Genomic DNA, 14,769 nt, shown 5'->3' with positions numbered 1-14,769 from the left:
TCGCTCGAGCCGTCTTCCAGGATTGAGGTAGAGGAATGACGTATGTCGCCCAGGACCGCCCGCGTATCGGCTGGATCGGTGTCGGCCGCATGGGCTTCCAACTCGCCGCCCGGCTGCTGGAGGCGGGGCAGGACGTAGCCGTCTACAACAGGACCCGATCCAAGGCCGAACCGTTGGCCGAACGGGGAGCGACGATCGTCGCCCGGCCGGCCGATCTGGCCGACCGGGATGTCGTCTTCACCATGGTCTCCGCCTCGCCTGACCTGGAGGCGGTCACCACGGGCCCCGACGGCGTGCTGACCGCGCCGGATACCGCTCCTGGGGTGCTGATCGACAGCTCGACCGTGTCAGCCCAGATGTCCGCGCTGATCCGGAGCGAATCCGCCAACCGTGGGACCGACTTCCTGGCCGCCCCGGTGAGTGGGAACCCGAAAGTGATCGCCGCAGGGAAGCTGACGGTCGCGGTCTCCGGCTCGCGCGAGGTGTTCCGCCAGGTCGAGCCGTTGCTGGCACTCCTCGGGCGTGGGGTGGCCTACGTCGGCGAGGACGAAGTCGCCCGTCTCGTCAAGATCGCGCACAACGTTTTTCTCGGTGTCGTCACCCAGTCGCTCGCCGAGATCACGGTCCTCGCAGAGAAGGGCGGTGTCAGCCGTGCCGCCTTCCTGGAATTCCTCAACGACTCCGTGATGGGCTCGGTCTACACCCGCTACAAGTCGCCCGCGCTGGTCAACCTGGACTTCACACCGACGTTCACCATGCCGCTGCTGCGCAAGGACCTCGACCTGGGATTGTCCGCGGCCCGCGAGCTGGACGTCCCGATGCCGCTCGCCGCCGCCACCGCTCAGCTCGTCGCGGGTGCCATCGGCGCGGGGCACGTCGAGGAGGACTTCGCCGCCTTGATTCTCGAACAGGCCAGGAACTCCGGCATCACGCTGAAACCCCAGAACGTGCCCGTGGACGACGGGCTGTCACCGCAGGCATGACCTGCCGACCGACACCACCGGTGCGACCCGTCGGCCCCGGCCGACGGTTGCTGTGTGACGGCGATGACCCTGCTGGTGTCCGGCAGTCGGCGGGCCCACTCGTGGCGGCCAACGCCTCGTCTGGCCTGGTCATGACGTCATGCCGTCCAGTGTGAGATGCAAGGTCGCGCCGACCGGGCCAGTGACGTCTGGCGGTGTCGTCGGGCTTGGGGCCCTGGTCACCATGGACAGGCGGCGGGGCAGGCCGGTCAGCCGGAACCGGCCGTCGCGGTCGGTGGTGGTGCGTGCCACAACTGTGTGCGTTGCATCGACGGCGCGTAGGACCGCCCCGGGCAGCGGGCGGTCCGGGCTCGGCCCGCAGACCACGCCGGCGATCTGCCTGTTCGTCCCAGAGGTGGTTTCCGCGGCGGCGGCTTGGTCGTTGCCGTCGGTCGTCATCGTGTACGTGGCCGGGCGGTAGCCATGTGCCGTGACGATCAGCGTGTATACATCGAGGGGGGAGTCCCCGTTGGGGCGGGGTCGGTCTTCGCTCGGTCCGGGTGGTCTGGCCCGAGTGATGTCGGTGCCGACCGTCGGTGGGACGGAGTGCGTGACGCCCGAGGCGGGGCAGTGGGTTCCGACGGGGACGGCCGCTCGGTCCGGTGTCACGGAGCCGCGGTGTGCCGTCTCCGGGCCCGGGAGTGCAGGGCAGGAATAGTCCGTGGTTCCGACGGTGGTCGGCTGGTCGGTGTGCACGTATTTGCCGCCGCGCAGCCAGGATGCGACAGCGGCGACGAGGCAGGCGGCGATGGCGAACACGAACGCGGCGTCCAGGCCTTTCGCGAACGGCCCGGAGATCAGGGCGGGGAAGAAGCCGCGGCCGGTCAGGTAGGCCGCTTGGCTTGTCGGCAGGTGATCCAGCACATTCGGGCCGAGCAACGTCTGGACCGGGTTGTAGCCCAGCAGCGAGGCGAACAGCACCGAGACCGGCGGCAGGCCGGCCAGCCGGTCCGCGTCGGCGGCGGGGACGCCCTGGGCGGCGAGGCCTCTGGACAGGGTGTGCGGCAGCGTGCTGGCCAGGCCGAGGACTATCAGGCTGAAGAACACCCCTATCGACAGCACCAGCGCAGAGTTCTGGAAGGTGGTGCTCATGCCGGCGCCGACCCCGCGCTGGTCCGCGGGCAGGCTGTTCATGATCCCGGCTCGGTTCGGAGAGGCGAACAGTCCCATCCCGATCCCGTTGAGCAGGAGGATCGCGGCGAAGGCCCCGTAGTGGAAGTCGACCGGCAGGAGGGCCAGCAGCACGAAGCTGCCTGCGGCGACGATCATGCCGCCGGTGGCGAACGGCCGCGCCCCGAAGCGGTCGGACAGCCAGCCCGAGACCGGCCCGGCGATGAGGAATCCGACGGTGAGCGGCAGCATGTAGATGCCCGCCCACAGTGGGGTCTGGGTGAAGCTGTAGCCGTGCCGGGGCAGCCAGATGCCCTGCAGCCAGATGATCAGGATGAACATCAGCCCCCCCGCGGCCCATCCCGGACAGCAGGCTCGCGAGGTTCCCGGCGGTGAACGCACGGATGCGGAACAAGCTCATCCGGAACATCGGCTCGGCGACCCTGGACTCCACGATTCCGAAGATCACCAGCACGATCACGCCGCCGATCAGGGCGGACAGCACCCACGGGTTGGTCCAGCCCATGGTGTGCCCGCGGTGGGGCTGGATGCCGTAGGTGATGCCCGCCAGCACAGCGATCAGCCCGACGGCGAAGGTCAGATTGCCCCACCAGTCCAGCCGGGCGGGCCGTCGGATGCCGGTGTCGTGCAGCTTCCGATACGACCAGAACGTGCCGAACACCCCGATCGGCACCGACACCAGGAACACCATGTGCCACTCCACCGGGGCGAGCAGCCCTCCGAGCACCAGCCCTATGAACGAGCCGGCGATGCCCGCTACCTGGTTCAGTCCCAACGCCAGGCCGCGCCTGTCGGCCGGGAACGCGTCGGTGATGATCGCATTGGAGTTGGCCATCAGCATCGCGCCGCCGACACCCTGGCCCACGCGCATGAAGATCAGCCACAGTGCGCCCGCCGTGCCCTGCATCCAGGTCACCGACAACAGCACAGAGAACACGGTGAAAACTGCGAAGCCCGCGTTGTACATGCGGACCCGGCCGTATATGTCGCCCATCCGGCCGAAGCTGACCACGAGCACCGCGGTGACCACCAGATACCCCATGATCAACCACAGCAGCAGGCTCGTGTTCCCCGGCTGCAGGGGGTCGATCCCGATTCCCCGGAATATGTCCGGCAGCGCGATAAGCATGATCGACGCGTTGATCGTGGCTATCAGAACACCCAGCGTGGTGTTGGACAGCACGACCCACGTGTAGTGCGGGCCGGCGGTATCAGCGGGTGCCCTGGCACGACCCCTCGCCGCACGGGATGCGGCGGATCTCGCAGTCATGGGCACGTCCTCGAAGGAGGAGGGCTGGATCAGTTCCTATTCCCGAATCAACTCTCCTCCGATTTCGCGGATCTTGCTGCCGGCCCCGGGGCAGTCGGATGTCGGTGTGGGCCCGAGCGTGCTCAGGCGGGTGCGGTGCACGGTCACGGTTGGCGGATTTGCGAGGGGCTGACGCCGTCGATCTCGACGAGGAGGTGACGGTGGCTGCACGGGACGGGACAGGCATGTCAGGACACAGACGTCCCGATCAGCGGGCCCACCGAGTAGGTCACGCCCGCGGCCGGCGCACCGACCAGCACCTGCCGGACGCCCGAACGCCAGCCGGTTCTGCCCGCCTGGAGCCGGTCGAGGGCGCGGCCTTGCTGGATCCGGAGGCGGCAGCGCTCGAGGCGGTGCTGTCGGGGTGGGCCCGTCAGCAGTCGCCCCGGTTTCTGCAGGAGGCCCGGACGAATGTTCTGCGGATCGCGCTGGTGCGCCGGTTCGCCGAGTTCTCGGGCCAGTACCCGTGGGAGTGGCAGCCGGCCGAGGCCGGGGCGTTACCGCCGTCGTCGCACAGGCTTCAGGACGTGCCGCCGAAGTCGACATCCTTGGTCTCGACCGTCCCGGCAGTCCGCCCCGGTGCCGTCTGGTAGGTCCAGTACAGGTTCGTGTGCGCGATGACCTGGTCCGGCGGCGGTGCTCCCCATGCCGTCTGGTCCTCCGTCGTGTGGGCGTCGCTGACGAGGGTGGTGTCGTACCCCCTGACGAATGCGCCGTGGAGCGTCGAGCGAATGCACGCATCGGTCTGTGCGCCGACGACGACGAGTCGCCCGGCTCCGAGACCAGACAGGACGGTTTCGAGGGTGGTGTCCTCGAAGGAGTCGCCGTGGTTCTTCTCGACGAGCGGCTCGGCGTCGCCCGGAGTCAGCTCGGGGACGATCCGCCAGTCGTCGCTCTCCCTCACAACCTGGTCGTCGGAGTGCTGGACCCAGACAACGGGTGTTCCTTCCCGCCGTGCCTTCTCGACAAGGCTGCCGACGTTCGCGACGACCGCGTCGCGCTCGTGAGCCCCCTCGACGACGCCGTTCTGCACGTCGACGACGAGGAGCGCGGTGTTCGGCCGATTCTCGAGTGTGGTCATGGTCTCCCTCTGCTCACGCTGGGTGCCTGTGTCCACGCACGGTAGACCCACCCACTGACAGTGGGCAGTGGGCCGGAACGAACCCCGCACCGCCCGGGCCCGGCCTTCCCGTCACACCACACAGCGGTCCGACGGGAACAGTCCCCGTCCCAAAGAACTGCACTGCACCAGTTGACGGCATCCAGGAGCACGCCGACCGCCTCATCGAGCGGTCGATGCAGGAGTGGGAACTTGTCAGCCATGGCGAGTCCCCGGAGGTGTGAGCCGGGCTCAGGTCCGTGACTGGTCCGCGACAGCTGGTCAGGAGCGGTTTAGCGGCTGGAGGAAGATGAGCAGCCGGAGCAGATACCGGCCGAGATGGCCGCGGCCATCTCGGCCGACGGCAGGATCCGACGCCGCCGTTTCGCCGCGGTCATCGCCAACAGCTGATCGACCAGGCTCCACGTGGGGCCGGGGTGCGTCGATGATCACGCCTTTTCCCAGGGGATCTGAATTGCTGGTGAGTCGCTCAGGGCGCAGGCGGTCGGGGAGTCAGCGAGTGCGATCCGGATGGGACGGCTCGCGCTGTCCGGCTCGGGATGGCGGCGGGTGTGCCGTTGTGGAGTGCTTGCCGGGCGAACCGGAAGGCGTACGGCAGGGCGGCCCGGGTGAGTGCGTTCGCGCCGGAGGCGCGGGCTGCGGCTCCGATGGCGGGCTCCGCGCATGCGACGGCGCGCCGGAGGGCAGCAGGAGTCCACAGCCGGCTCGTGTACTGCAGGGCTGGGCGGAGAAGGTCGGTGGCGGGAAGGCCGGGGAGGGCCAGGGCCAGGGTCCGGTCTTCGGCGCCAGGGCGCGGCCAGGTCAGTTCGATGCGCATGAATCGGTCTCCACTGGAGGCAGGGGGCCTGACGCCGGCCCGGCCGGTCAGGCAGAGTGCAGTGTTTGGCGGCTCAGTCGACGAGCGCAGGGGTCGCGGTCAGGCGGTGACGGCGTCGGTGGGCGAATGTTCGGGAAGTCGGCTCTGGGCTGGGATGAGCGCTCATGCCCTCATCTCCGCGCGGCCAGGACACATGCGGGAGTCGGTCGGCGACCCGCCGTTGGGACCAGGCGGCTGGTCTTCTCGGACTTGTCGCAGCCAGGAGGCCCTTGGAGTTGAGGCGTCCACCGCCTGTTACCTCACTTGGCGGTACGTAGGTACGTCCAGGCTTGTCGGAATTGTGCGAACTTGTCAAGGTTGCTGAAAGGCGAGAGGCGTCACGGCCACGTGCCGTTCGTCTCACCTGCCCCACGGAGAGAGAGCGACCATGACTGACAGTTCCCATGTGTCTGGCTCAGGGGACACAAAAGTGCAGCACCCCGTCCAGGCGACACTGGCGCACCCCATGCAGACGGTGACGGCAGCAGTGGAGAGGGTCCCCGGCGCGGATCGGGTCAAGGGGATTGTCGACGGTGTCCTGGACTCCGTCGGGATCGTCTCGCCGCATGCGCGGCGCTTCGCGGCGTACACCGGTGTCGGACTGCTCGGCGTAGCCGGTGTGGTCGAGTGGCCAGTGGCCGTGGCGGGCGCCGCGGTGGTGTGGCTCACGCAGCCGCGTCCGACGGATGTCGCGGCGGCCCCTGCCGCCGGCGAGGCCCGCACCGAAGGATTGCAGGCGAAGCAGGCCGGCAGGTCGGCCAAGGCGCAGACCACCGCGAGGTCGGCGAAGACCCGCTCGGCCAAAGCATCGACCACCTCGAAAACGGCAAAGAAACGTCCGGCCAAGTCATCGACCGCCTCCGGGACGGCGAAGACCCGCCCGGCCAAGCGCGCCACCACGAGCGCCACAGGAACCTCGCGCGCCAAGGCAGGTGGGCGGAAGAAGTCCTGAGGCCGCCTCCCATCCGCTGTTACGACCGTTCCGCGCCCGGCGCCTGTTGCGACCGTTCCGCCCCGGCCCCGTGCGGCAAGCCCGCGAAGGTGAGACATGCTGCTCCGCTTGCTGACCGGGCTGCCCGCCGTGGCCCTCCAGAGCGCCTTGGCTGCGCCGGTCGAGGCCATCCGTCGGATCGCCCCGACGACCGTCGATGCGGCGCGGATGACCGCTGAGCTCGTGAATGCAGGTGCGCGCGGCGCGGTGGACGGGGCGTCGGCGGTGTCGGCGACCGCGCTGCGGGTCGGCAGGGTCGCCCGCAACGCGATGACTCCTCAGGTCGGTTACTGGCGCGCCGGATCCCGGATGCACCTCGCACTGCAACACCACCCGGACGCGCCCGTTCGAACCGTGGAACTACTCGAGGCCGACGCCAGAAAATTGGCCGTCGAGCTGGCCGAGCACCCTGACGTGCTGCTCTCCTACTGGGACGGTGGCCTGGGGCGGCTGGTCGTGCAGACCACCGAGGACGCGGTCAGCCGGCGAGTGGCGGACAGGGTGTCCGAACTGGCCGCCGAACACGGGCTTGTGCGCGTCGGCGATCAGACGCTGGAACACGTGCACCCGGGCGCCGTTGGGGGCGTGCGCGCCAACGCTGTCGCCCTGGCGTGCGACGCGGCAGGCATCGGCGTCGCAGTCATGGCACGGGCAACCTTTCTGAAGCGCGCGCCGGAGGCCATGGTGGCCGCGGTCGTCATGCTGCGTGAGGACTCGCGAGTACGCGTGGTGCTGAGCCGTGCGCTGGGCCCGGATGCAGCCGATCTGGTGCTGGCCGCGGCCCATGCGGCCGTCTGCGGGATCGGGCAGTCGCCGAGTCCGCTGCTGCTCGACGCGGCACTGCGGACTGCCCAGTTGGCGGAATCGCTGGCTCAGCTTGCGACGTTCGACGCCGTACACGACACGCTGTGCGCCCCGGATCGGCTGACTGTGGCCGGCACCGACGTCGTACGTCCGCCGCTGCGTCCGTGCCCGGGCGAGGAATATGCCGCCGCCGCGGTCAACGGGATGCTGGGCGGCGCCGCCACCACGCTCCTGTTCACCCGCAGCCTCGACGAAGCGGCAGAAACCGTACTGGCCGGTTCGCCCAAGGCCGCACGCTACGGCCCGGCGGCCTTCACCGCGGCTCTCGGCAGTGCCCTGGCACGCGAGGACGTGCTGGTCCGTGACACCGAGCGGCTGCGCCAACTGGAGCTCGTGGACACCGTGGTCCTGCATCCCGAAGCACTACGCAGCACTCGGCGCACCGTGCTCGAGGTCCACCCCAGCATGACCGGCTGGGATCACCACCGGTTGTGGCAGGAAGCCGCCGCAGCCCTGAGTGCGCCCGAGGACGCGGCAACGCAGTCCGAGGAGCCGTGCATCGGCCTTCGCCCAGTGCCCGATGAGACGGCGCCGGACGCGGGACTGATGATCGCGTCGGTTCGCGGAACGGACGTCGGCACCGTCCTGGTCGGCTGGGAGGTCGACCCCATGGCCGAAGCCGCGCTGGACGCAGCGCGCCGAGCCGGCCTGCACGTCGTGGTGGTGGACGACCACTCGCTCGGCGAGTTCGGGACCCTGGCCGACCAACTCGTCTCTGCCGAGATCCCGTTGGCCGAGGTGGTGGCTGCCCTGCAGAACGAGGGGCGAACGGTGCTCACGGTGGCGCGCGTCCCGCACGACCGGGCGACAGCCGAACGGGAGTTGACTGCTGCCGCCCACGACGTACTCGACGGACTGCTCCGCAGTGACATCGCCGTCGCCGTCACCGACGAGCGCAGCGCCATCGTGTGGGGCGCCGACCTTCTGCCCCTGCGCGGACTGGAGGGCGTGTGGCGGCTGCTGTCCGCCGTCCCCGCAGCGCGGGCGGTCAGCCGGCGTGCCAAGTTCTGCGCCGAGGCGGGCGCCACCCTCTCCGAGCTCCTGGTAATCACCCAGGGGGCTCGGTCGCAGCGGGTTCCCTTCCCCCTCGAAGTGCGGCTCAGCCCAGTCAATATCGCCACCGCCGCGGCCCTGGTCATGGGCTGGTGCGCCGCACTCGGTGTAGCCGCCGGCACGACCCCCCACCCCAGGCCGCGGGTGCCCTGGCACGCCCTGCAGCCCGAGCAGGTCATGGTCCGGCTGGCGAAGGCGTCACGCGCCGCGCCCACCGCCCTGACGGTGGTACGGACCCGGGTCGGCCACATCGCGGGCACCGCTGCCACGCACCCGGCCTTCGCGCCTGCACGGGTGAGCGTACGTCTGGCCGGCGCCGTGTGGGCCGAACTGGACGACCCGTTCACCCCGGTCCTGGTGGTCGGTGCCACCGCGCAGGCACTGCTGGGCTCCGCGGTGGACGCGTTCCTGGTCATCGCCGCCGTGGCGGTGAACGCCGTGGTCGGCGGGGTACAGCGATTGCGCGCGGAGCGGGCGCTGTCCGCACTGGTAACCGGGCAGCGGCGAACCGCCCGGCGACTCGCTCACCCGTCAGCAGGGGAGGCATCCGTCGTCGAGGCCGTGCGGCTGGTGCCCGGCGAGGTGATCGAGCTGCGCACCAACGATGTGGTGCCGGCCGACGCGCGGTTGCTGGAGGTCAGTGGCTTCGAGGTGGACGAGTCCTCGCTGACGGGCGAGTCACTGCCCACCCGTAAACAAGTGGCCGCCGTACCGCAGGCGTCCGTCGCCGACCGCAGCTGCATGGTGTTCGAGGGCACCACGGTGGTGGCCGGTCACGCCCGGGCGGTGGTGGTGGGCACGGGCGACCAGACCGAAGCCGGCCGCGCGGCGTCCCTGGCCGCCCGGGTCCCCACCTCGGCAGGGGTTCAGGCACGACTGCACCGGCTGACCCGCCGGGTGCTGCCCCTCACCCTCGCCGGCGGCGCCGCGGTGGCCGGCCTGTCCCTGCTGCGTGGCCGCCCGGTGCGCACCGCCCTCCAGGGCGGACTGGCAGTCGCAGTGGCCGCCGTGCCCGAGGGCATGCCTCTGGTGGCGACCGTCGCGCAGATGGCCGCGGCACGGCGGCTGAGCAAGCTCGGCGTGCTGGTACGCACACCACGCAGCCTGGAAGCGCTCGGACGCGTGGACACCATCTGCTTCGACAAGACCGGGACCCTCACCGAGAACCGGTTGCGGGTCGTCCGCCTGATCACCGGCGCGGGCGCCGAGCACCCGGCCGACGCCCCCGAGGCGGAACACATCCTCCGCATTGCGGCGCGGGCCTGCCCCCGCGCTGCCGAGCAGCCGGGCGTCCACGCCCATGCCACCGACGAGGCGGTCCTGGCAGCAGCCCCGCCCGAGACAGATTGGACCACCGTACAGGCCGAGCCCTTCGAGGCGAGCCGGGGATACGCCGCCGCCGCCGGAAGAGACGCGGACGGCGCGAGCATGCTGGTCGTCAAGGGGGCGCCGGAAGTCGTGCTGCCCTGCTGCCCGGATACGGATCCGGCAGCCGTCGAAGAGGCACACTCCCTGGCCGGCCGGGGCCTGCGGCTCCTGGCCGTCGCCCAGCGCCGTCTCGCGACGGACGACGAGGCGAGGGAGGCACTGGACAAGCCCCTCGAACTGCTGGAGCTCATCGGGTTCGTGGCACTGGCCGACACCCCCCGCGCCAGCTCCGCGCCGCTCGTGGCCGGTCTCGGAGAGGTCGGCGTACGACCCGTCATGCTCACCGGCGACCACCCGCAGACCGCCCGCTCCGTGGCCATCGCCCTGGGCTGGCCCCCGGATGTCACGGTCGTCACCGGTAACGAGTTGGCTTCACTGGACCGGGCGGGTCGGGCGCACCTGCTCCGGGACTGCGGCGTCGTGGCCCGGGTCGCGCCCGAACAGAAGCTCCAGGTCGTCGAGTCACTCCGGGAGGCGGGTTGCGTCGTGGGCATGGTCGGGGACGGCGCCAACGACGCCGCCGCCATCCGCGCTGCCGATGTCGGGGTCGGTATCGCCGCGCGCGGATCGGCAGCCGCACGCAACGCCGCAGACCTCGTGATCACCAACGATGAACTGTCGGTTCTCATCGACGCCATCGGCGAAGGCCGAGCCCTGTGGCGCAGCGTGGCCGACGCGATCAGCATCCTGCTCGGTGGGAACGCCGGCGAGGTCGGCTTCTCCGTACTGGGCACACTGCTGTCCGGCACGTCGCCGTTGTCGACACGTCAGCTGCTGCTGGTCAACCTGCTCACCGACATGTTCCCGGCGATGGCGGTCGCGGTCACCCCTCACGACCCGGAACCCGCCGGTGAGCCCACCGCAGCCGACACCGTACCCGTGGGCCTCGCCGTCCTCGGGCAACCGCTGACACGCCAGATCCGCCATCGCGGCCTGATCACCGGTATCGGCGCCGCCGCCGCATGGCTCATCGGCACCCTCACCCCCGGCTCAGCACGACGCACCAGCACCATGGCCCTGTGCGGTGTGGTCGGCGCGCAACTCACGCAGACCGTCGTCGGACGCCGCCACAGCCCGCTGGTCCTGGCGACGGTCCTCGGTAGCGCCGCCGTGCTCATCGCCCTCGTCCAGACACCCGTCGTCAGCCACTTCTTCGGGTGCACGCCGCTGGGCCCACTGGCCTGGACCGGAGTCGCCATCGCCGTCGGCACCGCCTCCCTCGGTCCCCACGTACTGCCACAGGCCGAACACCTGCTGGCAGACCTCACATCACGACTGCGTCCCGTGGTCCGGCTCGTCCGCTGACACCCTGTATGAACAGCGGCCCCATGCCTGAGCTCGGCCGGCTTTCGGGGCTCCCTTCGCTTTGTTCCTGATGGCTGTCGTGCGCGTCCGGCTATACGTGGTTTTCAAGAGCCGAGACCGTCTCCGACTCCATGGAGGGGACATCGGCTGCGCGCGCTCCCTCCGAAGCTGGTCAACGCCGCGGTCGTGGCCCGGATCGTGTCCAAGGAGACGCTCGCTTCTCGGTCATCACCGCGAACTGGGTATACGAAGGCGAGCCAGGCAGTACCGGGCTCGACAGCGATGGGCTCGGATATCGACCTTGAACCGGTAGCTGTTGCCGTTGATCGAGACGACTTCGCAGTGGCGCAGGAGTTGGTCGAGGATCGCGGTGTCGCGCCAAAGCGCGAGATTGACGGGGCGGAGGCAGTGCGGCCTTCCGCGGTAGCGACGCTTGGGCAGCGGGTCGAAAATGGGGGAGCGGGCCCGGAACCGGTGGAGTCATGCCCATGGAGGAGTGCTCATGCCTATGTATATGCCGCCCGTCCTGTTGGAGTCGCTGGCCAATCGCGGTAGTGCTTTCACGGCTGAGGAGCGGGAGCGCCTCGGGCTGGTGGGCCGGCTGCCCGACGCCGTGCTCACCCTCGACCGGCAGGCAGTCCGTGCTTACGAGCAGTTGCAGCAGGAGCCGACTGCGCTGGCGAAGTTCATCAACCTCGAGCAGTTGCACGACCGCAATGAGGTGCTGTACTACCGGCTGCTGCAAGATCACCTCGCCGAGTTGCTGCCGATCGTCTACGACCCGACCGTGGGAGAGGCGATCAAGCGGTACAGCCACGAGTACCGGCGCCCGCGTGGGGTGTTCTTGTCCATCGACCGGCCGCAGGATGTGCGCTGCTCGTTCGAGGCACTTCAGCTTCACCGGGACGAGGTCGACCTGGTGGTGGTCACCGACGCCGAGGAGATTCTGGGCATCGGCGACTGGGGGGTGCAAGGCATTCAGATCTCGGTGGGCAAGCTCGCCGTTTACACCGCTGCGGCCGGCCTGCAGCCCGCCCGTTGTCTGCCGGTGGTCATGGACGTCGGCACTGACAATGAGAACCTGTTGAACGATCCCCTCTATCTGGGCGTGCGCCACAGCCGGGTACGCGGGGAGCAGTACGACGCGTTCATCAAGACTTACTTGGAGACGGTCGCGGAGCTGTATCCGAACGCGCTGCTGCATTTCGAGGACTTCGGGCCGGGCAATGCCCGCCGCATCCTCGAAACGTACGGGGAGCGCTATCGGATGTTCAACGACGACATGCAGGGCACCGGGGCGATCACCCTGGCTGCCGCGGTGTCGGCCTTGAAGATCACCGGCGAGTCCTTCCGTGACCAGCGTGTCGTGGTGTTCGGCGCCGGTACGGCCGGGGTGGGCATTGCCGACCAGCTGCGTGATGCGATGGTCCGCGACGGACTGGACCCCGAGGAGGCCACCCGTCGGGTATGGCTGGTCGACAAGCAGGGGCTGTTGGTCGAGGGGATGCCGGACCTGCGCGACTACCAGGCGCCCTACGCCCGGCCCGCCGCAGAGGTGCAGGGGTGGGCGGGCGGGAAGATCGACCTGCTGGCGACCGTCCGGCACGTCCATCCGACCATGCTGATCGGCACCTCGACCTCGCCGGGCGCCTTCGACAAGGAGGTCGTCACCGCGATGGCCGAGCACGTCGACCGGCCGGTCATCTTCCCGCTGTCCAACCCCACGGAGAAGATCGAGGCCATGCCGGCCGACCTGCTGGCCTGGACCGACGGTAAGGTCCTGACGGCGACGGGCATCCCGGTCGACCCCGTCGAATACGGCGGAGTGCGCCATGTCATCGGGCAGGCCAACAACGCGTTGCTCTACCCCGGTCTGGGCCTGGGCACCGTCGTTGCCGGGGCAGCACGGCTCACCGCCGGGATGCTGCTCGCTGCCGCGGAGGCGGTCGCCGGGCAGGTCGACGCCAGGGCCCCCGGCGCGCCGCTGCTGCCGCCGGTGGCGAACCTGCGCGCTTCCTCGGCGACGGTAGCGGTGGCGGTAGTCCGGGCGGCCGTGCAGGACAAGGTCGCCACCCGTCACTCGGCCGATCCGGTCCAGGCCGTACAGGACGTCATGTGGCAGCCGGTCTATGGACCGTTGTCGGAGAAGGAGGCGTCGCAATGACCTCCGGGCACCAGCACGTCGCCGTCGAGCAGCCACCGAAGGTGCGGGACGTCCCGATCGGCATCGACGCCACTGGCACCCGCCGCGAAACGGACTCGATGGGAACCATCGAGGTGCCGGCCGATCGGTACTGGGGTGCCCAGACGCAGCGGTCCCTGATCCACTTCTCCATCGGTGACGACCGCATGCCCAAGGCCGTCTACCACGCCTACGGCTACGTCAAGAAGGCCGCCGCGCTCGTCAACGGGCGCGAGGGCCGACTGCCCGGCTGGAAGGCCGACCTGATCGCCCGCGTCGCCGACGAGGTGATCTCCGGCGCCCTGGACGACCACTTCCCGCTGTACGTGTGGCAGACCGGGTCCGGCACGCAGAGCAACATGAACGTCAACGAGGTCATCAGTAACCGGGCTGTCCAGCTGGTCGGCGGCACGCTGGGATCCAAGACACCGGTCCACCCCAACGACCACGTCAACATGGGCCAGTCTTCCAACGACACCTTCCCCACCGCGATGCACATCGCCGCCGTCCGCCAGGTCCACGAGCACCTGATACCGAAGGTGAGGGACCTTCAACATGCCGTGGAGGCCAAGTCCCAAGCGTGGTGGGACATCATCAAGATCGGGCGTACTCACTTGGAGGACGCCGTCCCGCTGTCCGTAGGCCAGGAGTGGTCCGGCTACGCCGCCCAGATCTCCGACGCCATCGACCGTATCGAGGCCACCCTGCCGGGCCTGTACGAGCTGGCCGTCGGCGGGACCGCGGTCGGCACCGGTCTCAACGCCCCCGAGGGCTTCGGCGCCCAGGTGGCACAGGAGATCGCACAGCTGACCGACTATCCGTTCCGCACGGCCTCCAACTCCTTTGCCGCCCAAGGCAGTCTGGATGCCATGGTGGCGGCCTCCGCCGGATTGAGGGCTCTCGCCGTGCCGCTGATGAAGATAGCCAACGACATCCGCTGGCTCGCCTCCGGCCCTCGCTGCGGCGTCGGTGAACTCACCCTGCCTGCCAATGAGCCGGGCAGCTCCATCATGCCCGGCAAGGTCAACCCGACCCAGTGCGAGGCGATGGTCATGGTCTGCATCCAAGTCCTGGCCGAGGACGGCGCCGTCGCGTTCGCCGGCACCCAGGGCAACTTCGAACTCAACGCCATGCGGCCCGTCATCATCAACAACTTCCTGCACTCCGCCCGCATTCTCGGTGACGCCGGCGAGAAGCTGCGCATCTACTGCATCGAAGGCACCGAAGTGAATCGCCCGCAGATCGACGACTACCTCTCCCGCTCCCTGATGCTCGTCACCGGGCTCTCGCCGGTAATCGGCTATGACAAGGCCAGCCAGATCGCACACAAGGCGGACGACGAGGGGACCACGCTGCGCGAAGCCGCCCTCGCAACCGGCTACATCACCGCAGACGACTTCGACCGCATCGTCGATCCCAAGAAGATGGTCAACCTCAAGCACTGAGATCCGACAACGACCAGCCCTCGGCGGTCGGGAACGGTGCGCCGGTCGTTCCACCATCTGGAC

At 69.5% G+C, this 14,769-nt stretch carries 9 protein-coding genes and 1 pseudogene; 5 read left to right on the top strand and 5 right to left on the bottom strand.

The features are described from left to right. The first annotated feature begins 35 nt into the window (after positions 1–35). The gene (locus tag ACGFU7_RS36340; protein ID WP_393701748.1) at positions 36–983 is read left to right on the top strand and encodes an NAD(P)-dependent oxidoreductase; all 948 of its coding nucleotides are present in this window, start codon (positions 36–38) and stop codon (positions 981–983) included. 129 nt (positions 984–1,112) lie between these two features. Here the strand turns inward: ACGFU7_RS36340 and ACGFU7_RS36335 are convergent, their stop codons facing one another. The 4 genes and pseudogenes from ACGFU7_RS36335 to ACGFU7_RS36320 form a co-directional block, all read right to left on the bottom strand. Next, the gene (locus ACGFU7_RS36335) at positions 1,113–1,421 is read right to left on the bottom strand and encodes a carboxypeptidase-like regulatory domain-containing protein (RefSeq protein WP_393701776.1); all 309 of its coding nucleotides are present in this window, start codon (positions 1,419–1,421) and stop codon (positions 1,113–1,115) included. A gap of 306 nt (positions 1,422–1,727) precedes the next feature. Continuing rightward, positions 1,728–3,423, bottom strand: a pseudogene (locus ACGFU7_RS36330) (MFS transporter); the annotation flags it as partial. Between the two features lie 559 nt (positions 3,424–3,982). Then, the gene (locus tag ACGFU7_RS36325) at positions 3,983–4,543 is read right to left on the bottom strand and encodes an isochorismatase family protein (RefSeq protein ID WP_393701746.1); all 561 of its coding nucleotides are present in this window, start codon (positions 4,541–4,543) and stop codon (positions 3,983–3,985) included. Between the two features lie 508 nt (positions 4,544–5,051). Continuing rightward, a complete protein-coding gene (locus ACGFU7_RS36320; protein ID WP_393701743.1) occupies positions 5,052–5,399 on the bottom strand; it encodes a hypothetical protein in 348 nt (115 codons plus the stop codon). A 469-nt stretch (positions 5,400–5,868) separates the two neighbouring features. Between ACGFU7_RS36320 and ACGFU7_RS36315 the strand changes: the two genes are divergently transcribed. Together ACGFU7_RS36315 and ACGFU7_RS36310 are read left to right on the top strand one after the other, a co-directional pair. Beyond that, positions 5,869–6,390 carry a hypothetical protein gene (locus ACGFU7_RS36315; RefSeq protein WP_393701742.1) on the top strand — a complete coding sequence of 174 codons (522 nt, stop codon included), beginning with the start codon at positions 5,869–5,871 and terminating at the stop codon, positions 6,388–6,390. A gap of 96 nt (positions 6,391–6,486) precedes the next feature. Beyond that, positions 6,487–11,079 carry an HAD-IC family P-type ATPase gene (locus tag ACGFU7_RS36310; RefSeq protein WP_393701741.1) on the top strand — a complete coding sequence of 1,531 codons (4,593 nt, stop codon included), beginning with the start codon at positions 6,487–6,489 and terminating at the stop codon, positions 11,077–11,079. Between the two features lie 228 nt (positions 11,080–11,307). Here ACGFU7_RS36310 and ACGFU7_RS36305 read toward each other — a convergent pair whose 3' ends face one another. Continuing rightward, entirely contained in the window at positions 11,308–11,445 is a 138-nt protein-coding gene (locus ACGFU7_RS36305; protein WP_393701775.1) for a hypothetical protein, read from the bottom strand. A gap of 136 nt (positions 11,446–11,581) precedes the next feature. On the opposite strand from ACGFU7_RS36305, the gene ACGFU7_RS36300 reads away from it, so the two are divergent. Further along, positions 11,582–13,243 carry an NAD-dependent malic enzyme gene (locus ACGFU7_RS36300; RefSeq protein ID WP_393701740.1) on the top strand — a complete coding sequence of 554 codons (1,662 nt, stop codon included), beginning with the start codon at positions 11,582–11,584 and terminating at the stop codon, positions 13,241–13,243. After that, positions 13,240–14,706: a class II fumarate hydratase gene (gene fumC / locus ACGFU7_RS36295; protein ID WP_393701738.1), complete on the top strand. Its 1,467-nt coding sequence runs from the start codon at positions 13,240–13,242 to the stop codon at positions 14,704–14,706. Before ACGFU7_RS36300 ends, fumC begins: the two co-directional genes overlap by 4 nt. The last annotated feature ends 63 nt before the right edge of the window (positions 14,707–14,769 follow it).

The sequence above is a fragment of the Streptomyces sp. NPDC048473 genome, from assembly GCF_043200155.1.
Classification (GTDB): Bacteria; Actinomycetota; Actinomycetes; order Streptomycetales; family Streptomycetaceae; genus Streptomyces.
Note: the sequence above shows the minus strand (reverse complement) of the source record. Positions and strands in the feature narration are given on the sequence as shown.